Origin of the sequence: Luteibacter sp. ME-Dv--P-043b (genome assembly GCF_030209605.1) — a bacterium.
GTDB lineage: Bacteria > Pseudomonadota > Gammaproteobacteria > Xanthomonadales > Rhodanobacteraceae > Luteibacter.
Genome location: NZ_JARVRT010000046.1, coordinates 1 through 25870, shown reverse-complemented (window position 1 = coordinate 25870; position 25870 = coordinate 1). Strand labels below are relative to the sequence as shown.

Annotated in this window: 24 protein-coding genes and 1 pseudogene; 15 read left to right on the top strand and 10 right to left on the bottom strand. The window is 67.5% G+C overall.

From position 1 onward, the window contains the following. Nucleotides 1-166: 166 nt before the first annotated feature. Nucleotides 167-376 (bottom strand): cold-shock protein, encoded by a 210-nt coding sequence (locus QRN34_RS18740; RefSeq protein ID WP_036111834.1) that lies wholly within the window; start codon nucleotides 374-376, stop codon nucleotides 167-169. A gap of 328 nt (nucleotides 377-704) precedes the next feature. Between QRN34_RS18740 and QRN34_RS18735 the strand changes: the two genes are divergently transcribed. The 3 genes from QRN34_RS18735 (at nucleotide 705) to QRN34_RS18725 (ending at nucleotide 3151) form a co-directional block, all read left to right on the top strand. Beyond that, nucleotides 705-1190 carry a hypothetical protein gene (locus QRN34_RS18735; protein ID WP_285406937.1) on the top strand — a complete coding sequence of 162 codons (486 nt, stop codon included), beginning with the start codon at nucleotides 705-707 and terminating at the stop codon, nucleotides 1188-1190. Nucleotides 1191-1363: 173 nt separating this feature from the next. Continuing rightward, complete coding sequence (locus QRN34_RS18730) at nucleotides 1364-1939, top strand: EF-hand domain-containing protein (RefSeq protein ID WP_285406935.1); 576 nt, start codon at nucleotides 1364-1366, stop codon at nucleotides 1937-1939. A gap of 141 nt (nucleotides 1940-2080) precedes the next feature. Beyond that, complete coding sequence (locus QRN34_RS18725; RefSeq protein ID WP_285406933.1) at nucleotides 2081-3151, top strand: phospholipase A; 1071 nt, start codon at nucleotides 2081-2083, stop codon at nucleotides 3149-3151. A 187-nt stretch (nucleotides 3152-3338) separates the two neighbouring features. Here QRN34_RS18725 and QRN34_RS18720 read toward each other — a convergent pair whose 3' ends face one another. Further along, on the bottom strand, nucleotides 3339-3821 hold the full coding sequence (locus QRN34_RS18720; RefSeq protein WP_036142876.1) for a peptidylprolyl isomerase: 483 nt from the start codon (nucleotides 3819-3821) through the stop codon (nucleotides 3339-3341). Between the two features lie 188 nt (nucleotides 3822-4009). Here QRN34_RS18720 and QRN34_RS18715 point away from each other — a divergent pair, with 188 nt between their 5' ends. From QRN34_RS18715 to QRN34_RS18660, 12 genes and pseudogenes are all read left to right on the top strand, one after another. Continuing rightward, nucleotides 4010-6004: a biotin carboxylase N-terminal domain-containing protein gene (locus tag QRN34_RS18715; RefSeq protein WP_285406930.1), complete on the top strand. Its 1995-nt coding sequence runs from the start codon at nucleotides 4010-4012 to the stop codon at nucleotides 6002-6004. A 13-nt stretch (nucleotides 6005-6017) separates the two neighbouring features. Beyond that, nucleotides 6018-6917 carry a hydroxymethylglutaryl-CoA lyase gene (locus tag QRN34_RS18710; RefSeq protein WP_285406928.1) on the top strand — a complete coding sequence of 300 codons (900 nt, stop codon included), beginning with the start codon at nucleotides 6018-6020 and terminating at the stop codon, nucleotides 6915-6917. A gap of 60 nt (nucleotides 6918-6977) precedes the next feature. Continuing rightward, nucleotides 6978-7463, top strand: a pseudogene (locus QRN34_RS18705) (GNAT family N-acetyltransferase); the annotation flags it as partial. Between the two features lie 18 nt (nucleotides 7464-7481). Next, nucleotides 7482-7949 (top strand): GNAT family N-acetyltransferase, encoded by a 468-nt coding sequence (locus QRN34_RS18700; RefSeq protein ID WP_285406940.1) that lies wholly within the window; start codon nucleotides 7482-7484, stop codon nucleotides 7947-7949. Next, a complete protein-coding gene (locus QRN34_RS18695) occupies nucleotides 7946-8515 on the top strand; it encodes a GNAT family N-acetyltransferase (protein WP_285406926.1) in 570 nt (189 codons plus the stop codon). Before QRN34_RS18700 ends, QRN34_RS18695 begins: the two co-directional genes overlap by 4 nt. Nucleotides 8516-8610: 95 nt before the next feature. Beyond that, on the top strand, nucleotides 8611-9378 hold the full coding sequence (locus tag QRN34_RS18690) for an SDR family oxidoreductase (protein WP_285406924.1): 768 nt from the start codon (nucleotides 8611-8613) through the stop codon (nucleotides 9376-9378). Between the two features lie 48 nt (nucleotides 9379-9426). Next, nucleotides 9427-9990: an elongation factor P-like protein YeiP gene (gene yeiP / locus QRN34_RS18685; RefSeq protein WP_285406921.1), complete on the top strand. Its 564-nt coding sequence runs from the start codon at nucleotides 9427-9429 to the stop codon at nucleotides 9988-9990. A gap of 22 nt (nucleotides 9991-10012) precedes the next feature. Further along, nucleotides 10013-12082 (top strand): FUSC family protein, encoded by a 2070-nt coding sequence (locus QRN34_RS18680; RefSeq protein ID WP_285406919.1) that lies wholly within the window; start codon nucleotides 10013-10015, stop codon nucleotides 12080-12082. Between the two features lie 62 nt (nucleotides 12083-12144). After that, on the top strand, nucleotides 12145-13170 hold the full coding sequence (locus tag QRN34_RS18675) for an amidohydrolase family protein (protein WP_285406916.1): 1026 nt from the start codon (nucleotides 12145-12147) through the stop codon (nucleotides 13168-13170). Between the two features lie 69 nt (nucleotides 13171-13239). Further along, the gene (locus QRN34_RS18670) at nucleotides 13240-13737 is read left to right on the top strand and encodes a hypothetical protein (RefSeq protein ID WP_285406913.1); all 498 of its coding nucleotides are present in this window, start codon (nucleotides 13240-13242) and stop codon (nucleotides 13735-13737) included. A gap of 19 nt (nucleotides 13738-13756) precedes the next feature. Continuing rightward, nucleotides 13757-15040, top strand: coding sequence for a kynureninase (kynU, locus tag QRN34_RS18665; protein WP_285406911.1), 1284 nt, complete (start codon nucleotides 13757-13759; stop codon nucleotides 15038-15040). Beyond that, a complete protein-coding gene (locus tag QRN34_RS18660) occupies nucleotides 15037-15738 on the top strand; it encodes a hypothetical protein (RefSeq protein WP_285406908.1) in 702 nt (233 codons plus the stop codon). Before kynU ends, QRN34_RS18660 begins: the two co-directional genes overlap by 4 nt. A gap of 16 nt (nucleotides 15739-15754) precedes the next feature. Here QRN34_RS18660 and QRN34_RS18655 read toward each other — a convergent pair whose 3' ends face one another. From QRN34_RS18655 to QRN34_RS18620, 8 genes are all read right to left on the bottom strand, one after another. Further along, nucleotides 15755-17023, bottom strand: a complete 1269-nt coding sequence (locus tag QRN34_RS18655) for a glutamate-5-semialdehyde dehydrogenase (protein WP_285406906.1) — start codon at nucleotides 17021-17023, stop codon at nucleotides 15755-15757. 11 nt (nucleotides 17024-17034) lie between these two features. Then, on the bottom strand, nucleotides 17035-18156 hold the full coding sequence (gene proB / locus QRN34_RS18650; RefSeq protein WP_285406904.1) for a glutamate 5-kinase: 1122 nt from the start codon (nucleotides 18154-18156) through the stop codon (nucleotides 17035-17037). Between the two features lie 243 nt (nucleotides 18157-18399). Beyond that, nucleotides 18400-19731 carry an argininosuccinate lyase gene (locus tag QRN34_RS18645; protein WP_285406903.1) on the bottom strand — a complete coding sequence of 444 codons (1332 nt, stop codon included), beginning with the start codon at nucleotides 19729-19731 and terminating at the stop codon, nucleotides 18400-18402. Nucleotides 19732-19741: 10 nt separating this feature from the next. Next, nucleotides 19742-20689, bottom strand: coding sequence for an N-acetyl-gamma-glutamyl-phosphate reductase (argC, locus tag QRN34_RS18640; protein ID WP_285406901.1), 948 nt, complete (start codon nucleotides 20687-20689; stop codon nucleotides 19742-19744). Nucleotides 20690-20695: 6 nt separating this feature from the next. Further along, complete coding sequence (locus tag QRN34_RS18635) at nucleotides 20696-22012, bottom strand: acetylglutamate kinase (protein WP_285406899.1); 1317 nt, start codon at nucleotides 22010-22012, stop codon at nucleotides 20696-20698. Further along, a complete protein-coding gene (locus QRN34_RS18630) occupies nucleotides 22002-23099 on the bottom strand; it encodes an acetylornithine deacetylase (RefSeq protein ID WP_285406897.1) in 1098 nt (365 codons plus the stop codon). Before QRN34_RS18630 ends, QRN34_RS18635 begins: the two co-directional genes overlap by 11 nt. A 9-nt stretch (nucleotides 23100-23108) precedes the next feature. Further along, complete coding sequence (locus tag QRN34_RS18625) at nucleotides 23109-24314, bottom strand: argininosuccinate synthase (RefSeq protein ID WP_285406894.1); 1206 nt, start codon at nucleotides 24312-24314, stop codon at nucleotides 23109-23111. Between the two features lie 43 nt (nucleotides 24315-24357). Further along, nucleotides 24358-25392, bottom strand: a complete 1035-nt coding sequence (locus QRN34_RS18620) for an N-acetylornithine carbamoyltransferase (protein ID WP_285406891.1) — start codon at nucleotides 25390-25392, stop codon at nucleotides 24358-24360. Nucleotides 25393-25870: the final 478 nt, after the last annotated feature.

Genomic DNA, 25870 nt, shown 5'->3' with positions numbered 1-25870 from the left:
TGACGGGTCGCCGCAGGCGTGGCACCGAGGGGGCTACCCGCCGGCTCTTGCTCCAGTGCCCAAGGCTCCAAGGCTAAACGCGATGCCGAAGGCGAGCCATTCGCCCACAAAAAAAGGCCGGGCGTCGCCGCCCGGCCTTTCTTATGCAGCTCGGATATCCGAAGGCTTAGGCCTTCTGGACTTCCTCAGCCTGCAGACCCTTCTGGCCGTTGACGACCTTGAAGGAGACCTTCTCGCCTTCGGCGAGGGACTTGAAGCCGTTACCCTGGATGGCGCGGAAGTGCACGAACACGTCCGGGCCGTTCTCACGGGAGATAAAGCCGAAGCCCTTGGCGTCGTTGAACCACTTGACGGTGCCGATTTCACGATCCGACATAGAAACACTCCAAAACAATTTTTACGAATAAAACCGGCAACTTGAAATAGCTGCCGCCTAACTGGTGTGCAAGGAAACGCGAGGAGCGAAGCGATGTTGCGGATACGTGATCAGCTGCATCGGGTCAAACTGACTCTATGACCCCGGCAAACACAGTCCGGCGACTATACAGCGCAATGTCACAAATAGCGATGCCGCTCAGGCCGCATCCGTAGTCGGCTCACTGACGTAACTTTCACGGTATCGGCGCACATGCTTGCGGGCGGTCGCAAAAGCACAGCGATCTCACCTACCATCCGCTCACGTTCTAACCAAGGGGGACCGCTCCATGAACCACTCCAGCATCCGACTCGTTCCGCTTCTCATCGGCGCCCTGGCGCTGGCGGCGTGCGCGGATCACAACGCCAGGACGACGTCGGGCAACACCCGCACGACCGTGTCCTCGACACCCGCGAGCAGCTCCTCCAGCAAGCCGCGTGTCACCTCCACCACGACCAGCGGCTCGACCTCCCGGACGACCAGCCGCACCGCGACCGCCACCAAGGACGCCCCCCTGCCCGACAGCACGGGTATCGCCGCCTGTGACGAATACCTGGCCAGCTACAAGAGCTGCCACCTCGCCGCCGGCATCTTCGCGCGCGACCAGATCGACAGCCGCTACGACATGATGCGTACCAGCCTGCTGCGCCAGTCGCAGGACCCGGACATGCGCGGTCAACTGGGCGCGCGCTGCGCATCGCTGGCCAGCCAGTTGAAGGACGCGCTGCACGGGAAGTCGTGCGCCGACACGCCGGCTCCGGCCTCCACGCGCTGAGTTTTCGAGAGTCATCCACCAGCGCCGTGCACGTCCTGTCGGATGGGCGTGACGGCGCGGTGCAGGGCCTTTCGTAATTGTGCCGCCGTTAAATCTCTCCTTGGTAGCGTCGGGAACGATGCTGCGGATCGACGATCCGTGGCGATCCGACCACCGTTACTAAGGAGGCTTATATGAAGACGCATATTCGCGCTGCCGCACTGGGCGCTTCGTTGTTGCTGGCCGGTGCCGCTTTTGCACAGGACGTTCCGCCGCCGGGCCGCGTGCCGCCTCCGCCGGCCGGTGAGGCCACGCCTCCGCCGCCGCCCCCCTCGGACACGGCACCGGGCACGATGCAGCAGCAGGACCCGGCCATGCCGCCGCCCGCCGCCAATGCGCCGCCTCCGCCGCCCCCGGGCGACATGCCGCCGCCGCGCCCCGGTGATGCTCCGCCGCCGCCCCGTCCGGGCGATGCCCCGCCCCCGCCCCCGCCGGGTGGCGAAGCCGGTGCGATGGAACGCTCCATGCACGCACCGCAGGGCGCTGGCCAGGTTGTGGTGAACAGCAGTCCCGCACCGGCCAAGCCGTCGGGTCCGGCACCGGATTTCGCGACGCTCTCGGGCGGCAAGGGCTCGATCAGCCCGACGCAGGCTTCGGCGTTCCCGCTGCTGGCTAACGACTTCCAGTACGCCGACGCCAACCGCGACGGCCGCGTCTCGAAGGCTGAGTACCAGAAGTGGGTGACCAAGTCGGGCGCCAGCGGACAGTAAACACGTTCTATCCCGCGCCAAGGAAACGGCCCGCATGTCGGGCCGTTTCCTTGAGTATTCGCGCACATGCACGTTTTTCACATTTGTCACGGATACACTTCCGCTCGCCGGGCAGTCACCGGCTCAGGGAGTCTCCGTACGATGAAACGAATCCACGCCGCCGCCGGCGCCTTCGGCGCTTACGCCTGTCTGCAGGCGAGCCTCGCCTTTGCGCAGAATCCGAGCCCGATGGATATTCGCGCCTGCTCGGGTATCGAAACCGACTCGCAGCGGCTGCTCTGCTACGACAAGGCGGTGGGCCGACCGAACATGACCACGGCGGCGAAGAAGGAAGATCCCAAGGGTGAATCCATGAGCGTCGACCTGGCCACGCGCAATTCGGGCGACGTGCCGCGTCCGCTTTCGCTGCTGGACAGCCGCTGGGAGCTGTCGCCCGAGAGCAAGCTGGGCACGTTCAACCTGCGTGGTTACAAGCCGACCTATGTCCTGCCGTTCTTCGGTACGAACAAGCAGAACACCACGCCACACACGCCCGCGCCGGACCACACCGTCACGACGCCGCAGAACCTCGACAACGTCGAGGCGAAATTCCAGATCAGCATGAAGACCAAGGTGGCCGAGAACCTGTTCGGCGACAACGGCGACGTGTGGGTGGGTTACACGCAGTCGTCCCGCTGGCAGGTGTACAACAAGGACAACTCGCGTCCGTTCCGCGAAACCAACTACGAGCCGGAGGCCTTGCTGGTGTTCAACACCAACTACAACCTCTTCGGCTGGAACGGCCGTCTGGCCAGCATCGGCATCAACCACCAGTCCAACGGACGCGCCGACCCGCTGTCGCGCAGCTGGAACCGCGTGGTGGCCGACATCGGCCTGGAGCGCGAGGGCTGGGTCATCATGCTGCGCCCCTGGTGGCGCATCCCGGAAGCGCGCAAGGACGATGACAACCCGGATATCAAGGATTACATGGGCCGCGGCGAAATCACCGTCGTGCACGAGGTGGGTCGCCAGGAGTTCTCGCTGACCGGCCGCCATTCCTTCCGCACGGGCGACCGCTCACACGGCTCGCTGCGCGGCACCTGGAGCTTCCCGGTAGTGAACAACCTGCGTGGCTACGTGGAAGTGTTCAACGGGTATGGCGAAAGCATGATCGACTACAACCACCGCGCGACGTATCTGGGCGTGGGTGTGTCGTTGCTCGACTGGTATTGAGTCTGAGGGTGGCTGATTCGCGCACATCGTGCGCTCCTACCAAGCGTCGCGTGTAGGAGCGCACGATGCGCGCGATCAAATCCGCGCCACATTCGGTGTAGGAGCGCACGATGTGCGCGATCCTCAAGACGCTCGCGATCGAACCAGGCCGGGGCGCGCGACAGACGCACGCCCCGCCCCATCACCCTCAGTGCTGGTGACCGCCCGCGCCATGGACATGGCCGTGGGCCAGTTCGTCCTCGGTAGCATCGCGCACATCGGTGATCTCGACGGCGAAGTGCAGCGTCTGGCCGGCGAGCGGGTGGTTGCCGTCGACGGTGACGTTGTCGCCCTCGATCTTGCTGACCGTGACGTTGATACTGCCCTGGTCGTTGCGACCCTGGAACTGCATGCCCGGCTGGAGGTCTTCCACGCCCTGGAACGCCGCGCGCGGCACCACCTGGATCAGTTCCTCGTGACGGACGCCGTAGCCTTCCTCGGGAGCGACGTCGACCTTGAACTGGTCGCCGACCGAACGGCCTTCCAGCGCTTTCTCGAGGCCGGGCACGATATGGCCTTCGCCATGGATATAGGCCAGCGGCTCGCGACCGTCCGAGCTGTCGACGACGTTGCCCTGGTCGTCGGTCAGCGTGTAATGGAAGGAAACGGCGTGGCGGTTGGCGATCTGCATGAAATTCTCTCGCTGGGAGGGGGAAAGGGAAGACATGAAGGCGCCTTCCCGAACCCTCAAGGCTAGGCGACCCGCCGCCCGCGTGCAAATCCACGGAATCGGAGCATGCTGCGCCGCAACCCTTCGCCGCACCGCGATCTGCTAATTTTTCCGCTTTTCCCCACCCTGTCCAGCTCGCCGGGAGCCGCATGTTCGAGTGCATTCTGATCGCCAACCGCGGAGAGATCGCCTGCCGCGTGATCCGGACCTGTCGCCGCCTCGGCATCCGTACGGTCGCGGTGTATTCCAGCGCCGACGCGGATGCCCAGCACGTACGGCTGGCCGATGAGGCCTGGCCGATCGGGGGACCGCGGCCGGCCGAGTCCTACCTGCGTGGCGACGCGATCATCGAGGTAGCGCGACGCAGCGGCGCCCAGGCGATCCATCCGGGGTACGGTTTCCTCTCCGAAAACACCGATTTTGCGCGTGCGTGCGCCGCCGCCGGCATCGTGTTCATCGGGCCGCGTCCGGAGAGCATCGACGCCATGGGCTCCAAGGCGGCCGCCAAGGCACTGATGGAGCGTCACGCGGTGCCACTGGTGCCCGGCTACCACGGCGCCGACCAGGATCCCGGCCACCTCGCCGACGAGGCCGCGCGCACGGGCTTCCCGCTGATGATCAAGGCGGCCTCCGGCGGTGGCGGCAAGGGCATGCGTATCGTGCACGACGCCGCCGGGTTCGCCGAGGCGCTGGCGTCCGCGCAGCGCGAGGCGGCCAACGCGTTCGGCGATACGCGGGTGATCCTGGAGCGTTACGTCGAACATCCGCGCCACATCGAGTTCCAGGTGTTCGGCGACACCCACGGCAACATCGTCCACCTGAACGAACGTGAGTGTTCCGCGCAGCGGCGCTACCAGAAGGTACTGGAAGAAACACCGTCGCCCTTCCTCGACGAGGCTCGTCGTGCACGCATGGGTGCCGCCGCCGTGGCCGCCGCGCGTGCCGTGGATTACGTAGGCGCGGGCACCGTGGAATTCATCGTCGGCCAGAACGGCGAGTTCTTCTTCATGGAGATGAACACCCGCCTGCAGGTGGAGCACCCGGTCACCGAGGAAACCCTGGGGCTGGACCTGGTGGAGTGGCAGCTGCGGGTCGCCGCGGGCGAGCCCCTGCCCTTGGCCCAAGAGGACATCCGTGCCGAAGGCCACGCCATCGAGGTTCGGCTTTACGCGGAAGACCCGGAAGCCGGCTTCCTGCCCGGCTCGGGCAAGCTACTGTCGCTGACCCTGCCGCCGCCCTCGCAACACGTTCGCCTGGACGGCGGCGTGATCGCCGGTGACATCGTGACCATCTTCTACGACCCGATGATCGCCAAGCTGATCGTCCACGACCGCACCCGCGCGCAGGCCATGGAGCGGCTGCGCGAGGCACTGGCGGCCACGGACATCGTCGGCCCGAAGTCGAACGTCGCCTTCCTCGAACGCCTCGTGCGCCATCCCGTGGTGGTAGAGGGGCGGATCGACACCGGTTACCTCGACCGGCACCTCGAGCAGTTCCTCGTCGGTAACGACCAGCCGGCCGACATCGAACGGTTCGCCGCCGCCACCGCGGTGCTGCTGGCCGACGAAGCCGGCGTCGCCGGGGCCGCCGGCGATCCCCACTCGCCCTGGGCAAAGGCCGACGCCTGGCGCCTCGGGCATCACGGCAAGCGCGTCGTCGCGCTCATGCAGGGCGACGTACGCCACGAGATCGAGGCGCACGGCCACGACGGCGCCTACGTGCTGCGCGAAGGAGAGGCGTCATGCACGGTCGCCGGCGCACGGCGGGACCACGGCGTGTTGTCGGCCCGTTTCGACGGCGAGAGCCGCCGCGTGCCCCTGGCGGTCGACGGCGATCGCGTCCGCCTGCACGACGGACAGGGACGCCGCTGGACCTTCACCCGTGCGCCGGCTTATGCCTGGGCCGGCGCCGATTCCGCCGGCGCGCGTCATCTCGCGGCACCGATGCCGGGTCGCGTGGTGCTGGTGCGTGTGGCCGCGGGCGACGTGGTGGAGGAAGGGCAGGAGCTGATGGTGATGGAGGCGATGAAGATGGAGCTCGCCTTGAAGGCACCGCGCGCCGGCACCATCGAGAGCGTCTCGGCAGTACAAGGCGATTTCGTCGACGCCGATGCCGTGCTCGTCCGCTTCGCCGAACCCGCCTGACCGGAACCCTTCCATGACCGCATCCAACCACGTCCGCATCGTCGAGGTCGGGCCACGCGACGGCCTGCAGAACGAAAAAACCATGCTGGCCGCCGAGGTGAAGATCGCGCTGATCGATCGCCTCTCCGCGACCGGGCTGGCCACCATCGAAGCCACCAGCTTCGTCAGCCCGCGCTGGGTACCGCAGCTGGCCGATGCCGCAGAAGTATTCCAGGGCATCCACAAGGCGCCCGGCGTGGTCTACCCCGTGCTGGTGCCCAACCTGCAGGGATACGAGCGAGCGCGCGAGGTCGGCGCCACGGAAGTCGCGGTGTTCACCGCCGCGTCGGAAGCGTTCAACCAGAAGAACATCAACGCCTCCATTGATGCGTCGATCGATCGCTTCGTACCGGTAATGGAGCGGGCCCGAGCGGACGGCGTGGCCGTGCGGGGTTACGTATCCACCGTGCTCGGCTGCCCCTACCAGGGCGAGGTGCCGGTGGCCGACGTGGTCCGTGTCGCGCGTCGCCTGCACGAGCTGGGCTGCCACGAGGTGTCGCTGGGCGACACCATCGGTGTCGGCACGCCCGCCAAGGCGCGTGCGATGCTCCGCGCCGTGGCGGCGGAGGTGCCCATGGCGTCGCTCGCCGTGCATTTTCACGATACCTACGGGCAGGCGCTGGCCAATATCCTCGCCTGCCTCGAGGAAGGCGTGCGCGTGGTGGACAGCGCGGTTTCGGGCACCGGCGGCTGCCCCTACGCGCGCGGCGCCACCGGCAACGTGGCCAGCGAGGACGTGATCTACATGCTGCACGGCATGGGCATGACCACGGGCGTCGACCTGGACCGCCTGGTCGATACCGGCGCCTGGCTGGCCGGCCAGCTGGGCAAGGAAACCGCCAGTCGCGTGACCCGGGCCCGCACCGCGGCCTGACCTCCGGCACGGGCGGACGCCCGGTTGGCGCTTCCGCCGCCGATCGGGCAGCATCGGGGGATGCCTGCCGACTACCTCATCCGCCCCATCGAGCCCCGCGACGATGCCGACATCGCCGCGGTCATCCGTCATGTCATGCCGGAATTCGGTGCCGACGGGCCGGGCTTCGCCATCCACGATGCCGAAGTCGACGCGATGTCCACCGCCTACGCGCGGCCACGCGCGGCGTATTTCGTGGTGGACAAGGGCGGTCGCGCCATCGGCGGCGCCGGCATCGCGCCACTGGAGGGCGGTGACGACGAAACCTGCGAACTGCGCAAGATGTATTTCCTGCCAGAGGCGCGCGGCATCGGTGCCGCGTCCAACGTCATGCGCGCCTGCCTGGATGCCGCGCGGCGCGCCGGCTTCTCGCGCTGCTACCTTGAAACACTGACCGGCATGGATGCCGCGCAGGCGGTGTATTTCCGGCACGGCTTCACGCGCATCGACGCCCCCATGGGCGGCACGGGCCATTTCAGCTGCGACCGCTTCTTCCTGCGCAGCCTCAACGACGGCGACCTGATCGTGGCGCCGAAGCCGCCGTCGCTGGTGTTCGGCATCGACGATCCGGGCAAGGACGACGTGCTGCCGCTGATTGAACAATTGCACGGCTACCTGTCCGATCTCTATCGCCATCCCCTGCCCCAGGCGGTCGGCGTGGAAAATCTCCGCCGGCCCGACACCACCTTCATGACGGCGCGCGTGGACGGCCAGCCGCTGGCCTGCGGTGCCTGCGTGGACCAGGGCAGCTATGTCGAACTGAAATACATGTACGTGGTGCCCGCCTGCCGCGGCATGGGCCTGGGCAAGCAGATGCTGGAAGCGCTGGAGAGGCAGGTGCGCGCCGGTGGCGGTACACGGGTGAAGCTGGAAACCGGCGTGGCACAGACCGAATCGATCGAACTCTACGAGCGTTCGGGCTACCGTCGCTGCCCGCCCTTCGGCGATCATCACGCCAACCCGTCCAGCATCTTCATGGAAAAGCCCCTGTGATACGTATCGCCCACGAGGCCGACGCCGCTGCCTGCCATGCCATCTACGCGCCCGTGATCGAACGCAGCGCGATCACCTTCGAGACCGAACTGCCCGGTGTCGAGGCCATGCGCGGCCGCATCGCCGCACGCATGGCCAGCCACCCTTGGCTGGTGTGGGAGGAAAACGGCACGGTGCTGGCCTATGCGTATGCGGGACGCTTCCGCGAACGCGCCGCTTACGACTGGGTCGCCGAAACCTCGATCTACGTGCACGAGGACGCGCGCCGCCGCGGCATCGCCCGGCGCCTGTATGGCGCGCTGCTGGACGCGATGCGCCTGCAAGGCATCAATCAGGCGGTGGGCGTGATCACGCTGCCGGGCGATACCAGCGTAGCCATGCATGCGTCGATGGGCTTCACGCCGGCCGGCGTCTGGCCCAGCGCCGGTTACAAGCTCGGCCGGTGGTGGGACGTCGGCGTATGGAGCCTCTTCCTCAGCGCGCCGGAAAACCCGCCGTCACCCGTCGTCCCGTTCGCCACCCTGGTGGCGTCGGGTCGCATGCAGGCGTTCCTCGCCGAACGCTGATCGCATGCACCGCGGCCGTGTGCTCCCGCACAACGCCAAGCCGCGGTGCCTCGGCTAAGATGGGCCTCTTTGCCAGTCGCTTCCGCGGAGTTTCCATGCAGCTCGAACAGGTCAGGGCCGTCATTACCGGCGGCGCATCCGGTCTCGGCCACGCCGTTGCCAAGCGTCTCGTCGAGGCCGGCGCGAAGGTCGCGCTTTTCGACGTCAACGAGGAAAAGGGCCAGGCCGCCGCCGCAGCGCTGGGATCTCAGGCATCGTTCCGCCGCACCGACGTCACCTCGGAAGACGGCGTGGTCGCCAACATCGCCGCCGCCAGCGAAACCATGGGCAGCCTCAACGCGGTGATCAACTGCGCCGGCATCCTGGGCGCGGGCCGCGTGCTGGGCAAGGAAGGCGCGATGCCGCTGTCCACCTTCAGCACCACCGTCATGGTCAATCTGGTCGGCAGCTTCAACGTGGCCAAGGCCGCCGCCCAATTGATGCAGGCCAATCCGCCCGGCGACGACGGCGAGCGCGGCGTCATCATCCACACCGCTTCGGTGGCAGCGTACGAAGGCCAGATCGGCCAGGCCGCGTACTCCGCCTCCAAGGGTGGCGTGGTCGGCATGACGCTGCCGATGGCGCGCGAGCTGGCCCGGTTCGGTATCCGCGTGAACACCATCGCGCCCGGCATCTTCTGGACGCCGATGGTCGACGGCATGCCGCCGCAGGTGCAGGAGTCGCTGTCGGCATCGATCCCGTTCCCGTCGCGCCTGGGCAAGCCGGAGGAATTCGCCGACACGGTGGCCTTCATCCTCGCCAGCCGTTACCTCAACGGCGAAACGATCCGGCTCGACGGCGGCGTCCGCCTCGCCCCGAAGTAATCCCCTTCCTTCACCCCACTCCATTCCACGACATCGAAGTCGAACGCCATGAAAGCATCCGAAGTCAAAAAGGGTAACGTCGTCGAGAACGACGGCACCGTCTACCAGGTCCGCGACATCGAACGCAGTGCGCCGTCCGCGCGCGGCGGCAACGTCACGTATCGCTTCACGCTGTATTCCATCCCGGGCAACCGCAAGTTCGACCTGAGCGTGCGCGCCGACGACGAACTGAAGGAAGTCGCGCTGGAGCGCCGCCAGGCGAAGTTCTCCTACATGGATGGCGACGCGTTCGTCTTCATGGACGACGAGGACTACACCCAGTACACGCTGGACGCCGCCGTGGTCGGCGACAACGCCGGCTATGTCGTGGAAGACCTGGAGGGCTACTACATCCAGGTGATCGACGATGCGCCGGTGGGCCTGCAGGTGCCGACCTCCGTGGTGCTCACGGTGACCGACACCGCGCCCGAGATGAAGGGCGCCAGCGCCACCAAGCGCTCCAAGCCCGCCACGCTGCAGACCGGCGTCGAGATCCAGGTGCCCGAGTACATCACCACCGGCGAGAAGGTTACCGTCAACACGCTGACCGGCGAATTCGCCGGCCGCGCGTAAGGGTCGTCGACGCGCCCATGCCATGAACGGCCGCTATTCGTTTCGTGCCAGTGTCATCGATACGCTGATCCGGACGAAGCGGCCCGACGTACCGGTGCGCGTGGCCTTGCGCAACACCGCGGCCGTGGTGTTGCCCATGGCCCTGGGCATCCTGCTGGGGTATCCGGAGATCGGCCTGGGCGTGGCCGCCGGCGCGCTCGACACGATGTTCTCCGATCAGCCGGGCCCCTACCAGCAACGGCTCAGCCGGTTGTTCCTCGCGGCGCTGGCCGCGGGTGCGGCCTCGCTGGTCGGTTTCCTGATCGGCGACTGGGTGGGGCCGATGTGCCTGGCCTGCCTGGTCTGCGGCTTCCTCGGCGGCATGCTGGTGGTGTTCGGCCCGGACATCGCCCGCGTCGGCATGACCAGCATGCTGCTGCTGGTCATCACCGCGGCGACGCCGAAGGATCTCATCGGTGCGCTCAGCGGCGGCGCCCTGATCTTCGCCGGCGGCATGCTGCTGGCCGCGTTCTCCGTCGCCGCCTGGCCGCTGCAGCGCTATCGGCCCGAGCGACTGGCCCTGGCCGTGGTGTACCGCGGGCTGGCCGACCTGGCGCGCAAGCCGCAGAAGGACGGCGAGGCACCGGCGCTGGCCGATGCCATGAACACGCTGCAGACCACGCTGCTGGGCCGCCACCATGCGCACGGCCGTGCCATGGAAGCCTTCCGGGTGCTGCTGGAACTGGCCGAGCGCATCCGTCTCGAACTGATCGCCATGGCCGAGTTGGACGCCCGTCGCGACGGCATGGGCGACATGTTCCGTGCCGATGCCGCGCGGGTGCTGGACGCCACGGCGGACGCCCTGGATGCGGCCGAGCCGCCGCAGCGTGCCGAGCGCGCCCTGGCCACGCTGCAGGCCAGCGAGCGCGCCCTGCTCGCCGGCTCGACCGGCACGGGGCTGGGCGGGCATATCCGGGCCTTGTCCGGCCAGTTGGCCGCCGCGGTGCGCAACACCAACTGGGCCGGCTCGCGCGGCGAGGAACGCGCGCAACGCGCGGAAACCGCACTGCCGGAAACCCTGCGCAGCGGCTCGGCGCTGGCCACCCTGCGCGCCAACCTGACGCCCGGCTCCGTCGCTTTCCGTCACTCGGTGCGCTGCGCCGTGGTGCTTACCCTGGCCTTCGCCGTGTCGCGCCACTTCGCCCTGCCGCACGGCTACTGGCTACCGATGACAGCCGCCATCGTGCTGCGCCCGGATTTCGCCGCCACCTTCAGCTTCGGGCTGCTGCGCGTGGTCGGCACGATCCTGGGCCTGCTGCTGACGACCTTCGTGCTGCGCCTGACCCCGGACGTGGCGTGGGCCCACCTGGCCGTGATGGGCGTGCTGTGCGTCGGGTTCCGCTACCTCGCCGTCGCGCACTACGGCATCGCGGTGGCCGCCCTCACCGGCACCGTGGTGGTGCTGCTGTCGTTCGAGGGCGTGGACCCCAACGCGGCCATGGCCGACCGGGTACTCAATACCGTACTGGGCAGCGGGCTGGCGCTGCTGGCCTACCTGCTGTGGCCGTCGTGGGAGCGCCACCAGGCACGCACGTCGCTGTCGACCATGCTCCGCGCCTACGCCGACTACCTCGACGCCCTGGTGGTCCCGGCCGATCGGGGCACGCGTCATGAGGTGCGCACGGCGACGCGTACGGCCCGCACCAATGCCCAGGCGTCGGTCGACCGCATGCGCGCCGAGCCCGGCACGCCGGCCGTGCTGCTGGAACTGGCGGAAACCCTGTTCGCCAACGGCAACCGCCTGGCGCGTACGGCGATGGCACTGGAATCCCTGATCGACGGGGACGAGGTGCCGGAAGCCTGGGCACACGTGGGACCGTTCGTGCACGAGGCCGCCGTCGCGCTGCGCGCGCAGGCCGAGGCCCTGACCCGCACGGAGGGCATCGCCGTGCCGCCCCTGCTGCGCGAGCACCAGCGCCACCTGATGGCCTCGCTGGGGCGCGCCACCGATCGCGAGCTGGCGGGCGCGCTGGAGCGCCTGACCGACCGCCTCACCGACAACGTCGACACCATCGCGCACGTGGTCACCCGGCGGTCGGTCACCCCGGCCTGAGCCGACGCGGGATTGCTGCACCGCCAGAGGCCTTGTCCGCGGGCCGGCGCTACACTCCGGCCATGCTGAAGATCGACACGCATGCGCATATCCTGCCTCGTGACTGGCCCGATCTGGCGGCCCGCTACGGCGACGACCGCTTTCCCGTGATGACCCATGCGAGCGGCCACCATCGCATCTACAAGGACGGGAAGTTCTTCCGCGAAGTGTGGGAGACGGCGTTCGATGCCGAGGTGCGCATCGCCGATTACGCGCGCTTCGGTGTCGACGTCCAGGTCGTCTCGACCGTGCCGGTGATGTTTTCCTACTGGGCCCGCGGCCATCACGCGCTGGAGCTGCACCGCCACCTCAACGATGCCATGGCCGAGGTCTGCCAGGCCCATCCCCGGCATTACGCCGGTATCGGCACGGTGCCGTTGCAGGCACCCGAGCTGGCCATTCGCGAGTTGGAGCGCTGCATCGGCGAACTCGGCCTGCAGGGCGTGCAGATCGGTTCGCACTGCAACGCCTGGAACCTGGACGCGCCGGAGCTGTTTCCCTTCTTCGAGGCCGCCGCCGACCTCGGCGCCGCCGTGCTGGTCCACCCGTGGGACATGATGGGCAGCGAGAGCATGCCCAAATACTGGCTGCCCTGGCTGGTGGGCATGCCGGCCGAACAGGCGCGTGCCGCGTGTGCGCTGATCTTCGGTGGCGTGCTGGAACGCCTGCCCGCGCTGCGCGTCATGCTGGCCCACGGCGGCGGCAGTTTTCCGTATTCCATCGGACGCATCGAACACGGCTTCCGCATGCGCCCCGACCTGGTCGCCACCGACAACCCGCGCAACCCGCGCGAGTACCTCACGCGCCTGTTCTTCGATTCCTGCGTTCACGACGCGGCCGCATTACGCTACCTGCTGGCCACCGCCGGCACCGATCGCGTCATGCTCGGCACGGACTACCCGTTCCCGCTGGGCGAGCAGGAGCCCGGCAGCGGCATCGACGCGCTGCGCCTGGACGACACCGACCGGGCCAGGCTGTTCCACGGCACCGCGCTGGCATGGCTGGGGGTGCCGCTGTCCCGCTTCGAGATGGACCCCGTACCCGCGTGACGTGACGTGGTGCTGTGCAAGAATGCGTGCATCGCGCGGCACCGCCGCTGGACCTGGGGAATCCGTACCGTGAACCGCTCCGTGCCTGCCCTCCTGCTAGGCCTGTTGCTGGCCAGTCCCGCCATCGGCGCCGCCGAGGTATCGATGGCCGAGGGCGCCATCCGTTTCAGCGTGCCCGACAGCTGGATCCCGATCATGCAGTCGCAGGGCGAGACCGAGACGCAGATCTTCCAGGTACCCGGTGCCAATGCCGCCGACGCCACGGTCGCCCGTGTCTCGGTAACGCTGCAGAAGGTGCCCAACCTCAACGGGTTCCAGCAGTTTTCGGGCAACATGCGCAGCCGCGCGTCCGGCCTGAAGGACTACGCGGCGGGCAAACCCGCCGGCCCCACCGAAAACGTCTACAAGGCCCGGGAAGGCACGGTGACACTCGAGTACTACGAGCGTTATTTCTACAGCGGCGGCTATGCCATCCAGCTGCGCTGCGCACGCCCCGCCGGCGACGCGAAATGGAGCGCCGGTTTCGACAAGGGCTGTGCCGAACTCGCCGCCCGCATGCCCTCCTGATGTACCCGAGGCTTTTCGTATGACCGGTTTTGAAGCGACCCGCGCGTGGGCCGACGCCCAGGACGCGAACGACCCGCTGCGTGCGTTCCGCAACGCGTTCCACATCCCGCCGCATGCCGGCGGGGACAGCCTGTATTTCTGCGGCAACTCGCTCGGCCTGCAACCCAAGAGCGTGCGCACGGCGATCGAGGCCGAGCTGGCCGACTGGGCCGACCTCGCTGTGGAAGCCCATTTCCGTGGCCGCTCGCCATGGATGCATTACCACGAGTACGTGCGAGACGCGATGGCGCTGGTGGTCGGTGCGCAGCCGCACGAAGTGGTAGCGATGAACACGCTCGGCGTGAACCTGCACCTGATGATGGTGAGCTTCTACCGGCCGACCGCGGAGCGCCCCGCCATCCTGATGGAGGCCGGCGCCTTTCCGACGGATCGCTATGCGCTGGAATCGCAGGTCCGGTTCCACGGGTTCGATCCAGCCACCGACCTGATCGAGCTGACGCCCGATGGCCCGGGCGGCACCTTGTCGGCCGAGTCGATCGAACGGGCCATCGCCGAGCACGGCCACCGCGTGGCCCTCATCATGCTGCCGGGCGTGCAGTACCGCACCGGCCAGGTGTTCGACCTGGCCACCATCGTCCGCCTGGGCCATGCCCAGGGCTGCAAGGTAGGCTTCGACCTCGCGCACGCCGTGGGCAACCTGCCGCTGGCCCTGCACGACAGCGGCGCGGACTTCGCCGTCTGGTGCACATACAAATACCTCAACGCCGGCCCGGGCGCCGTGGCCGGTTGCTTCGTGCACGAGCGCCACGCCCACGCCGACGTGCCGCGCTTCGCCGGCTGGTGGGGCCATGACAAGGGCACGCGTTTCCAGATGGGCCCGCAGTTCGTTCCCACGCCGGGCGCGGATGGCTGGCAGCTGTCCAACCCACCGATCCTGGCACTGGCGCCGCTGCGCGCGTCCCTGGATATCTTCACCCAGGCCGGCGGCATGCCGAGGCTGGTGGAAAAGAGCCGCCGCCTCACCGGTTATCTCGAATGGCTGATCCGCACCCGCCTGGACGACACGCTGGATGTGGTGACGCCCGCCGATCCGCTGCAGCGGGGCGCGCAGTTGTCCATACGCGTGCGTGCCGGGCGCGAAGCCGGGCGCGACCTGTTCGGTTACCTCGAACAACACGGCATCATCGGCGACTGGCGCGAGCCCGATGTCATCCGCCTCTCGCCCACGCCGTTGTACAACCGCTTCGCCGACTGCCTCGGTGCGGTGGAGGCCATCGAAGCCTGGCGCGGCACGCAGGCATGAGCGAGCAGGAACTGTTCCCGGCACCGTACAGCGAACGCGGCGACGGGTTTGCCGTGCAGGCGGTGACCCATTGGTTGCGGACGGCGCCTGGGCGGGTGATGTTCGGGCTTCGCGCGGGCGGTCTTCCGGTGCCCCTGCCCGATCGTCCGGCCACCGTCTCGCATCGTGGCGTCGAGGCACGCGTGAACGGCCACATCACGGCGATCGAAGACGTCAGCAGTGTGTGGCTGCGTGAACATCCGGAGGCGACGACACGCTATGTGGATGCCTTGCGTCGTGTGCTGATGGACAAGCGCACCCGTCTCGATGGGTATGCCACGCAGGCGATCTTCGTCGGCAGCGTGGAACTGTATGCCGGTTCAGCCATGGACAGCATCGATATCGAGCTGGACGAGGACGACGGCTCCTACGTGCGCGCGATCGACCTGCTGCGTCGCGCCCCCCACGACGGTCGAACCGCTTTCGCGATGCCGCCCGAACCCGGCACGGGCAGCTTCGAGGATCCACTTTTCCTGGCCGGCGACCAGGCGTGGATCGACGGTCGACGCGTGCTGATCGAATACATGCCCGACGAGGGCAGCCGCGCCGAGACGGTCGCCCTGGATCGCGAGGCGCTTGCCGACGCCCTGGAGCGCGCCTGGTCGGCCATGTGCGATGTATCGGAGCGCATTCGCGCGGAACTGGGTCGGCTGGTCTGAGCGTCTAGCTCCCGACTCAGCCCGCCGTGCTTTCCGCATGGCGGACCTGCCCCGCCCCGCGCACCACGAACCGCTCCACCGTCAACGACTCCGCGCCCATCGGGCCATAGGCATGCAGGCGCGTGGTCGAGATACCGATCTCCGTGCCCAGCCCCAGCTCACCGCCGTCGCTGAAGCGCGACGACGCATTGACCATGACCACCGCCGAGCGGATGGCACGAATGAATTGCGCGGCCGCCGCAGTGTCGCGCGTGGCGATCACTTCGGTGTGGTCGGAACCATAGCGACGGATGTGCGCGATGGCGTCATCGATCGTCGGGACGACCCGCACGGCGATGACCAGGTCCAGGAACTCGGCGGCGTAGTCGTCCTCTGAAGCGGACACCACGCCCTCTGCCAGCGCGCGCGTCGCATCATCGCCACGCACCTGCACGCCCAGCTCGCGCAGGCGCGAGATCGCGCGTGGCAGGAATGCGGCGGCAGCCTCCTGGTGGACCAGCAATGTCTCCAGCGCATTGCACACGCCGGGACGACTCGTCTTGCCGTCGACCAGCAGGCGCAGGGCCAGGTCGTGATCCACGTCGCGATCGATATAGAGGTGACAGACGCCCTTGTAGTGCTTGATGACCGGCACACGCGCGTGCTCCGCCACGAAGCGAATGAGGCCTTCACCGCCGCGCGGAATCGCCAGGTCGACGATGTCCACCAGCTGCAGCAGTTCGATCATCGTTTCGCGGCGCGGATCGTCGATCAGCGTGAGCGCGGCCTCCGGCAGGCCCGCATCGCGCAGCGCGCCGCGCAGCACGTCGGCGATGGCGATGTTCGACTGCATCGCGTCGGAGCCGCCGCGCAGGATTACCGCATTGCCGGCCATCAGGCAAAGCGCGGCCGCATCGGCGGTGACGTTGGGCCGCGCCTCGTAGATCATCGCGATGACGCCGAGGGGGATGCGCACGCGCTGCACCTCGATGCCGTTGGGCCGTATTTCGCGACGGGTGATCAGGCCGACCGGGTCCGGTAGCGTGGCCACGTCGCGCATGGCCCGCGCGATGGCGAGCACCCGTTCGTCGTCCAGACGCAGGCGATCGAGCATGGCCGCCACGGTACCACCCTCGCGCGCCGCAGCCATGTCGGTCGCGTTGGCCGCGAGGATCGTGGGCACGGCCGCCTCCAGCGCATCCGCCATGGCGGCCAGCACGTGGCGCTTGGCCGTCGTGTCGAGGGACGCGATGGCGGACGCCGCATCGCGGCAGGCAAGCGCGCGCTCGCGCAGGGTAAGCGTCATGGTGGCCTCGTTCATACGGGAAGGACGACCAAGTCGTCACGGTGGACGACGTTCTCGCCGTAACTGTAGCCGAGCGATACCTCGATATCGCGCGTATGGCGGCGCGCGATACGCCGGATATCGACGGCGGCATACTGTGCGATGCCGCGGGCGAAAACAGTGTCGTCCTCGGCAATCTCGACCACGTCGCCACGTGCGAAATCGCCTGTCGCGGCCGACACGCCTCCGGGCAGCAGCGAGGCGCCACGCTCGCGCACCGCGCGTGCCGCGCCCTCGTCGACCACGATGCGGCCTGCCGTAGGGGTGTGGCGCAGCCAGTACTTGCGCGCCGCCAACGGCATGCCCGGTGCGTGCAGCCGGGTGCCGGTGAGCACGCCATCGGCCAGGCGCGCCACACAGGCAGGGTCGCGTCCGTTGAACAGCACGGTCTCGATACCCGCCGCCGCGGCCTTGCCGGCAGCTTCCAGCTTGGTCCGCATGCCACCCGTGCCGGCCGCCGTGCCCGCTCCGCCCGCGCTGGCGAGATGCGCCGGAGTGACTGCCGTGACACCGTCGATGGGTTGCGCGTCGGCATCGGTGCGCGGGTCGGCCGTGTACAGGCCGCCGATGTCCGATGCGATGAACAGCACGTCGGCATCGACCAAGGCCGCCACGATCGCCGCAAGGTTGTCGTTGTCGCCCAGTTTCAGCTCGTCCACCGCCACTGTGTCGTTCTCGTTGATGACGGGGATGGCGCCGAGCGCGAGTAGCTCGCGCAGGGTGGAACGCGCGTTGACGTAGCGGCGGCGGTTGCGCAGGTCGTCGTGGGTGAGCAGCACCTGCGCCACCGGCGCGTCGAAAAACCCCTGCCACAACGCGATCAACCGTGTCTGGCCCAGTGCGGCCAGCGCCTGGCGACCGGTCAGCCCTGCGGCGCGCTCCGGCGCGGCAAAACCCCGCCCGGCCGCGACCGCGCCGGACGATACGATCACCACCTCGCGACCGGCGCTACGGCTGGCGCGCACGAAGGCCGCCAAGCCTTCCGCATGCTCGCCGCTGAGCGCGCCTGCTGGCGTCGTCAGCAGGCTGCTGCCCACCTTGAGCACGGCGCGGCGCCACGTCGGCAAGGGTTGCTCGTTGAAGCCGCCAGCCATGGAGTCTCCAGGGTGATATGGGCTGTGTAGGAGCGCACGATGTGCGCGATGGCGGTGCGTTGTTGGTGGAGGGTGCGTTGTTACGTGTAGGAGCGCACGATGTGCGCGATGAGATGGCGTTATTGCTTGAGGTTGCATTGTCGTTCGGGATAGGGGACGTGCTTAACCGCCTTTGATTTTTAGATTTACGGCCTCATTCGCGAAATGCAGCATGAGGGTTCGCGCACATCGTGCGCTCCTACATCAGGGTGACGAGTCGCGAGGTGACGAGTCGCGAGGTGGCGAGCCTAGGGTGGCGAGCCTTTGGTGGAGGGTGGCGAGCATCAGATCGTGGCCGGCGCCCGGGGAGGTGCGGGCGGCGAGGCTGGATTCGGGCGTGCGGCCGTCGCCGGCCGAGGCGGCGGTTTCGGCGGCGGCGCGGTACGCATCGCGGAATGGCACACCGGCCACGGCCTGCTCGATCGCGACGTCGGTGGCGTACATCGCCGGCTCGATCGCGGCGCGCATCTTGTCCGCTTTCCATTCGAAACGCGCAAGCATGTCCGGCAGCAGGTCGAGGGCACCCAGGCCCATCGAGAAACCGTGGAACAGCGAACCCTTCGAGAACTGCAGGTCACGCTGGTAGCCCGAGGGCAACGACAGCAGCTGCTCGATCTCGGTGCGCGCGGCGGCCACGCTGGCATAGCTGGCGCGCAACAGTTCCACCACATCGGGGTTGCGTTTGTTCGGCATGATCGACGAACCCGTGGTGTACTCGGGCGGCAGCGCCACGAAGTCGAACTCCGCCGTGGTGAACAGCGACAGGTCCCAGGCCAGGCGGCGCGTGTCGAGCAACGCCGTGCCCACCGCGTCCAGCGCGGCCATCTCGAACTTGCCGCGCGAGAGCTGCGCGTAGATCGGCGAGACCTGCATGCGGGCGAAGCCGAGGGCCGCCGTGGTATGGGCGCGATCCAGCGGCACGTTGACGCCGTAGCCCGCGGCGGTGCCCAGTGGGTTGGCGTCGATCAGCGCCAGCGCCTGCTTCGCGCGCAGGGTGTTGTCGATGAACGCCTCGGCGAACGCCGCGAACCACATGCCGGTGGACGACACCACCGCCCGTTGGATATGCGTGTACCCGGGCATTGGCAGCGCATCGCCCGCTGCGCGCTCCAGGCAGACCTCGGCGATACGGCGGCAGAGCGCTTCCAGCGTCGAGAGTTTTTCCTTCAGCCACAGGCGCGTCGCCACCAGCACCTGGTCGTTGCGGCTGCGCCCCGTATGCACGCGGCGGCCGGCATCGCCCAGGCGTTCGGTCAGGCGTGCCTCGATGGCGGAGTGACCATCCTCAAAACGGTCGTCGAGCACGAACGTGCCGGCCGAGAAGTCGGCCGCCAGCGCGTCCAGCTCGCGCAGCAGGGCATCGCGCTCGTCGTGCGACACCACGCCGATATTCGCCAGGCCCTCGACGTGCGCCTTGCTCGCGGTGATGTCGTGCAGGAAGAACTCGCGATCGAGCACCACGTCGTTGCCGGCGAGGAAACGCATGATCTTCGCGTCCACCTGGATGCCGGATTTCTGCCAGAGCGGCTGGGTCATCGTAGGGTCCTTAAAGCGGGATGGCGGTGAGCTCGTCGAAGCCGAGCGCACGGTTGACGTTCTGCAGGGCCTGCGTGGCCGCACCCTTCAGGAGGTTGTCCAGCGTGGCCACGACGACCACGCGACGGCCGTCGACGGACAGCGCGAAACCACCCACGTCGAGATGGTGCCGGTTGGCGACCTGGCTGACCCACGGCGCCTCGTCGACGACATGGATGAGCTTTTCCTTCTCGTAGCGCGCCTCGAAGCGACGGACGATATCCTCCCGTCTGGCCTGCTTGGCCAGGTAGAGGTTGGTCGTTACCGTCAGGCCGCGGAAATGCGGCGCGACGTGCGGCATGAATTCCACCGGCATGCCGAGGTGGCGGCTGGCTTCCTTCTCGTGCATGTGCCCGGTGAGCGCGTACGGCATGAGGTTGTCGCGCAGCTTTTCCGGATCGTTACGGTCCGAGGGCGTGGTGCCCGCACCGGAATAGCCGGAGACACCGAACGACACCGGCGGTGCCGCCAGCAGGTCCTTGATCGGGGCGATGGATGCCTGGATCGCAGTGGCATAGCAACCGGGGTTGCTGATTCGCTTCTCGCCGCGCCAGCGGTCCCGGTAGAGTTCGGGCAAGCCGTAGTACCAACGCTCGTCGAAGCGGTAATCCGCCGACAGGTCGACGATCACCGTCGAACCGCCGGCCTTGTCGATCGCCTCGACATACGGTGCCGCCTTGCCGTTGGGCAAGGCCAGGATCACCACGTCCACCCCCTGCTCCGCCACCGCGGCCGGATCGAGGTTGCCGAACGCCAGGGTTCCCTTGTAGGCCTCGTTGTGGTCGGCGAGCGGCTGCCCCGCCAGTTCGCGCGACGAGACGAAGGCCAGCTCGAGGCCGGGATGGTTCGCGACGAGTGTGATCAGCTCGGCGCCGGTGTGGCCGCGCGCGCCGACGATGCCGATGGTCTTGCTTGCCATGACCGCTCAGTCCTGAAGGGTGGGGACGCGCGTGGCGCAATGCGCCACGCAGCGTTCGATGTCCGCGAAGTTGTCCAGGCCGTACCAGAACACCTTCCAGCGCGACTGCTTGAAACAGCCGTCGGACTCCGCGTAATAGAAATGGTTGATGACGTTACCGTGGCGCGAACGCCAGAACAGCTTCGGGTTCTCGTCGCGCATCACCTGCCACACGGCACGCCCCAGGCCTTCGCCCTGCGCGTCGTCCAGCACCGCGAACTTGTCGAGGTACGCGAAGCCTTCGTCCTGGGTGAGCACCATCGCCGCGCGATAGTTCTCCGAGACATAGAGGCGGTAGAGGTCGGTGCGCTCGAAGTAATCCGGCACCACCTTGCGCCCGAAGCTGGATTCGATCAGCTCACGCAACCGCGCCTTGTCCACGCCCTCCCACGACTCGAAACGCAACACGCGCTCGCCGCGGCGGACCAGCGTACCGGAGCCCTTGTGGGTGAACAGTTCCTTGGCCAGTTCCGCCGGGCGCGTGATCGATACCGAAGAAGTCAGCGGCAGGTCGTCCAGCAGGTCCTTGATCTGCTCGATCTTCAGGCGCATGCCCGAGTGCAGCCAGGGCTGCTTGAGCAACTGGTCGTACTCGGTCGACAGGTTGATCGAATCGATCACCGTGCCCTCGCCGTCCAGCAGGCCACCGGTGCCCGTCAGGAACACGATCTTGTAGGGCTGCAACACGCGCACCAGTTCGTTGGCGGCGAAGTCGGCGTTGATGTTGAGTATCTGCCCCGCGTCGGTTTCGCCCAGGCTGGCGATCACCGGGATGGACCCGGCACGCAGGCTGGCCTCGATCGGCGCGAGGTTGATCTCGCGCACGCGCCCCACCAGGCCGAAGGTGGCCTGGTCGAGGAACTCGGCGGCGAACACGCCCGAAGGCACCGAGGTGGCGCGCGTATCGGCTTCCTGCAGCGACTCGACCAGGCGCAGGTTCTGCGCCTGGAACACCCGGCGCACGATGGCCAGCGCCTCCGGCGAGGTCACCCGCAGGCCGTTCACCGTCTTCTTCTCGATCCCGGCGGCGGCCAGTTCCTCGTCCAGCTGCGGACCCGCGCCGTGCAGCACGATGGGCGTCAGGCCCACCTGCTGCAGGAAGGACAGCGAGGACGTCAGTGCCGGCAGGTCGTCGCGCAGGACGGCGCCGCCGACCTTGACCACGGCGAAACGCGCGGCGTCCAGTTGGGAGAAACGCTTGAGGTATTGCTGGATCTCACGTGCGCTGCCCATGGAGGACAGCAGGCGCACGATGGTCTTGCGGGTATGTTGGTTAGATTCCACTGTCGACGATCCGATGGATGGTCCTGGCATAGGCAGCCAGTTGTTCGAGGAGGACCCACTCGTCTGCCGTGTGCGCCTGGGCGATATCGCCCGGGCCGTAGACGAAGGTGGTGTAGCCGGCCTTGGAGAACAGCGCCGCTTCCGTCCAGAAGTCCACGGCATTGCCCACCGGGATGCCCAGCTCGTCGGCGACATCGCGAGCGGCCAGCCGACGGGTCTCGGCCGTGGCGACGTCGCCCGCCGGCAGCGAATCGCCGCGGAAGGTTTCGCCGTATTCCACCGGCGCCGGATCGACCAGCGTGCGGAAGGTCTCCAGCAGGGCATCGGCGTCCATCGAGGGCAGCGGCCGAAAACCGAAACGCACGTCCGCCGTGGGGGCGATGACGTTCGCCTTGATGCCGCCCTCGATCTTGCCGATGTTGAAGCGCAGGCCCGTCAGGCCACCGAAGCGCTCGTGTGACAGCGCCTGCACGTGGTCCAGCGCGGCGGCGCCCCAGCGGGTGGCCTGGTGCAGTGCGCTGTCGGACGGTTTCTGGTCGCCCGAGGCATGCCCTGCCCGGCCCTGGAAACGCATCTGCACCGAGAGGATGCCCCGGTGCGCCAGCACCGCCTCGCCCTGGGTCGGCTCGGCGACGATGACCGCCTCGTAGTCGCGCGGCGTCTTCAGGAAGCCGTCGATGCAGCGGGCGTCGTTGGCTTCCTCGTCCGTGGACAGCAACAGGGCCATGTCGCCCTGCGTGGCGTTGGCCACGGCGACCAGCGCCGCGGCGGCGCCCTTGATGTCGCACGCGCCCAGGCCGATTGCGCGGTCTTCGGTCACCCGCAGTTCGTGCGGGCTCGCCGTCCAGTGCGGCGAATCCGGCACGGTATCCAGGTGCACGTTGAACAGGTACTTCGGCGTACCGCGCACGGCGTAAAGATTGACCGCGCCCGCGCCGAAATCGGTAACCTGCACATCGAACCCCGGGAGGTTGGCGCGCAGGTAGTCGAAGATGCCGTCGGTGCCGATCTCACGCGGCGGATTGCGCGTGTCGAAACCGACCAGCGCACGCAGATGGGTCAGGGTGTCGTCGAGAAGCTTGTCCATGGTCGTGGATCAGTTCCCGTTGGCGCGGTCGACTTCCGCCCAGATCGTCGAGCTCATGCCGTAGAGCTTGATGAAGCCCTCGGCCTCGGCCACGCCCCAGTCGGCCGCCTGTGCGTAGGTCGCCTTGGACGAATGCAAGAGGTTCTTCGATTCGACCTTCACCGCGTAGATGGAACCGCCACGGGTCTCGACGATGACCTTACCGTCGACCTTGCGCTGGGTGGAGACCAGGTAGGCCTCGAGGTCGGCCTTGATCGGGTCGTTGAAGAAGCCCTCATAGGCCACTTCCGTCCACTTGCGGCCGATCTCCGGCTTGAAGCGGTTCTGCTGCTTGGACAGCACGGTTTCTTCGAGCGCGCGGTGCGCGGTAAGAAGCGCGGTCAGTGCCGGCGCTTCGAACACGATACGGCCCTTCAGGCCGATGTTGGTGTCGCCCGTGTAAAGGCTGCGGCCCACGCCGTACTTCGCCAGTTCGCGGTTGAGGAAAGCGAGGATCTCCGGACCCGTCGCCGCCTTGCCATCGAGCGAGACAGCCACACCCTTCTCGAAGCCCAGCTCGATGCGCAGCGGTTCGGACGGCCATTCGGCACGCGGTGCGCACCAGCCGACCGCACCCTCGCCCGGGATTTCCCATGCATCGATCTCGCCGCCGGAGATGGTCACGCCCAGCACGTTCTCGTTGATCGTGTAGTGCTTGGTCTTGGCGCGGACTTCGAAGCCCTTTTCTTCCAGATAGGCCTGCTCGTAGGCACGCACCTGGGTGTGCTCGCGCTGGATCTCGCGGATCGGCGCCACGATGGTGTAATCGCCCAGCGCACGCACGGTCAGGTCGAAGCGCACCTGGTCGTTGCCCATGCCGGTGCAGCCGTGCGCGAACAGCTTGGTGCCCAGTTCGTCGCAACGCTCCAGCGATGCCTTCACGATGAGGTAGCGATCCGACACCAGCAGCGGATACTGGCCCTGGTAGAACTCGCCCGCCCAGATCAGCGGCGTGACGAAGCTGTCCCAGATCGCCTGCGACGCGTCGACGGTGCGGTGCGAAGCGGCACCCAGTTCGGTCGCGCGCTGCTCGATGTATTCGCGCTCCTCCGCGGACACGCCGCCGGTGTCGACGAACACGGTGTGCACGGCATAGCCGCGCTCCATCAGGTAGGGGACGCAGAAGCTGGTGTCGAGGCCGCCCGAGAAGGCGAGGACGATATCTTTGCTGGACATGCTGGCTCCGGGAAAAGGGGTAAGGGACAAGGGGAAGGACGAATCAGAAACCGAGGCCGGACCTGGCGCCCGACGCGTGCGAAATGAGCGAGGCCATGACGGCCTTCTGGACGTGCAGACGGTTTTCCGCCTCGTCGATGGCGATGCATGCCGGCGAATCCATCACCGCGTCGGTCGCCTTGATGTTCCGGCGCAACGGGAGGCAGTGACTGAACAGGCCACGGTCGGTGAGCGCCATCTTGGCCTCGTCGACGATGAAGTGCTTGTTCGCGTCGCGGATGGCCTTCTCTTCATCCCAGCGGCCGAAGTACGGGATGGCACCCCAGCTCTTGGCGTAGATCACATGCGCGCCGCTGTAGGCCGATTCGATATCGTGCGACACCTGCAGCGACCCACCGTTCTCGGCGGCATTCTGCTTCGCGAAGTCCATGTAGCGTTCGTCCAGGACGTACTCGGGCGTGGGACACAGCAGGGTCACGTCCATGCCCATCTTCGTCGCGATCATCAGCGCCGAGTTGGCCACGGCCGTGTTGAGCGGCTTGGGATGGTAGGTCCAGGTCAGCACGTACTTCTTGTTCTGCAGGTCGCCCAGGTGCTCTTTCAGGGCCATGGCATGGGCCAGCTCCTGGCAAGGATGGGTGATCGTCTCCATGTTGATCACCGGCACGGTGGCGTAGCGTGCGAACGCCTTCAGCACGATGTCCTGGCGATCCACCTGCCAGTCGACGAACTTCGGGAAGGCGCGCACGGCGATGATGTCGGCATAGCGCGACAGCACCTGGGCCACCTCGGCGATGTGCTCCTCCGTATCGCCGTCCATCACCGTACCGACCTCGAACTCGATCGGCCACGCGTCCTTGCCCGGCGCCAGCACCACCGCGTGCCCGCCGAGCTGGAAGGCACCCAGTTCGAAGCTGGTGCGAGTGCGCATGGACGGATTGAAGAACAACAGCGCGATCGACTTGCCAGCCAGCTGCTGGCCCTGCGGCGACCGCTTGAACTCGGCGGCCTGCGCGAGCAGGGCGTCGATCTCGGCGCGGCTGTAATCCTGGGTGTTGAGGAAGTGGCGAACGGTCATGGCAGTCCAGATCGGTCGGTGGCCCGGGGGCCGTGGGTGGAGTGGCAGGAATCGGAAACGAAAAAACCCGGCACGGGGCCGGGTTTTTTAGTCGATGCAGATGAAATGCGCGCGACAGCCTACCCGGCCGAATGTCCGATGTACGGTCGACGAGCACGCGAGGTCATTCCTGCGGCCATGCGGGCGCTGGTGAAGACGACGGCGGTGTAGACGGTATGGGACACGGCAGGGTCACGAAAAATGGAAGTCCGATCATGCCGGGATTTGTTGCGTCGCGCAACTTGGTTGGTTGTAGATCCCAGTTGCGGACGTTGATCGTGATTTCGTGGGCGGGGCTCGCCTTCGGCATCGCGTTTGGCCTTGGGTCTTGGAGCAAGAGCCGGCGGGTGCCACCCTCGGGGCCACGCCTGTGGCGACCCATCAAGGAAAGGCCGCTAGCGCGGCCGTGTATCTGGTTCGCGCACATCGTGCGCTCCTA

What these genes read in the sequence shown, in the direction of transcription:
- argC (WP_285406901.1), bottom strand. Translation starts at nt 20,689, where the DNA reads ATGGCAAGCAAGACCATCGGCATCGTCGGCGCGCGCGGCCACACCGGC.
- QRN34_RS18645 (WP_285406903.1), bottom strand. Translation starts at nt 19,731, where the DNA reads ATGACCCAGCCGCTCTGGCAGAAATCCGGCATCCAGGTGGACGCGAAG.
- QRN34_RS18715 (WP_285406930.1), top strand. Translation starts at nt 4,010, where the DNA reads ATGTTCGAGTGCATTCTGATCGCCAACCGCGGAGAGATCGCCTGCCGC.
- QRN34_RS18720 (WP_036142876.1), bottom strand. Translation starts at nt 3,821, where the DNA reads ATGCAGATCGCCAACCGCCACGCCGTTTCCTTCCATTACACGCTGACC.
- QRN34_RS18620 (WP_285406891.1), bottom strand. Translation starts at nt 25,392, where the DNA reads ATGACCGTTCGCCACTTCCTCAACACCCAGGATTACAGCCGCGCCGAG.
- QRN34_RS18625 (WP_285406894.1), bottom strand. Translation starts at nt 24,314, where the DNA reads ATGTCCAGCAAAGATATCGTCCTCGCCTTCTCGGGCGGCCTCGACACC.
- QRN34_RS18710 (WP_285406928.1), top strand. Translation starts at nt 6,018, where the DNA reads ATGACCGCATCCAACCACGTCCGCATCGTCGAGGTCGGGCCACGCGAC.
- QRN34_RS18725 (WP_285406933.1), top strand. Translation starts at nt 2,081, where the DNA reads ATGAAACGAATCCACGCCGCCGCCGGCGCCTTCGGCGCTTACGCCTGT.
- QRN34_RS18630 (WP_285406897.1), bottom strand. Translation starts at nt 23,099, where the DNA reads ATGGACAAGCTTCTCGACGACACCCTGACCCATCTGCGTGCGCTGGTC.
- QRN34_RS18655 (WP_285406906.1), bottom strand. Translation starts at nt 17,023, where the DNA reads ATGACGCTTACCCTGCGCGAGCGCGCGCTTGCCTGCCGCGATGCGGCG.
- QRN34_RS18690 (WP_285406924.1), top strand. Translation starts at nt 8,611, where the DNA reads ATGCAGCTCGAACAGGTCAGGGCCGTCATTACCGGCGGCGCATCCGGT.
- kynU (WP_285406911.1), top strand. Translation starts at nt 13,757, where the DNA reads ATGACCGGTTTTGAAGCGACCCGCGCGTGGGCCGACGCCCAGGACGCG.
- yeiP (WP_285406921.1), top strand. Translation starts at nt 9,427, where the DNA reads ATGAAAGCATCCGAAGTCAAAAAGGGTAACGTCGTCGAGAACGACGGC.
- QRN34_RS18660 (WP_285406908.1), top strand. Translation starts at nt 15,037, where the DNA reads ATGAGCGAGCAGGAACTGTTCCCGGCACCGTACAGCGAACGCGGCGAC.
- proB (WP_285406904.1), bottom strand. Translation starts at nt 18,156, where the DNA reads ATGGCTGGCGGCTTCAACGAGCAACCCTTGCCGACGTGGCGCCGCGCC.
- QRN34_RS18680 (WP_285406919.1), top strand. Translation starts at nt 10,013, where the DNA reads ATGAACGGCCGCTATTCGTTTCGTGCCAGTGTCATCGATACGCTGATC.
- QRN34_RS18675 (WP_285406916.1), top strand. Translation starts at nt 12,145, where the DNA reads ATGCTGAAGATCGACACGCATGCGCATATCCTGCCTCGTGACTGGCCC.
- QRN34_RS18735 (WP_285406937.1), top strand. Translation starts at nt 705, where the DNA reads ATGAACCACTCCAGCATCCGACTCGTTCCGCTTCTCATCGGCGCCCTG.
- QRN34_RS18740 (WP_036111834.1), bottom strand. Translation starts at nt 376, where the DNA reads ATGTCGGATCGTGAAATCGGCACCGTCAAGTGGTTCAACGACGCCAAG.
- QRN34_RS18730 (WP_285406935.1), top strand. Translation starts at nt 1,364, where the DNA reads ATGAAGACGCATATTCGCGCTGCCGCACTGGGCGCTTCGTTGTTGCTG.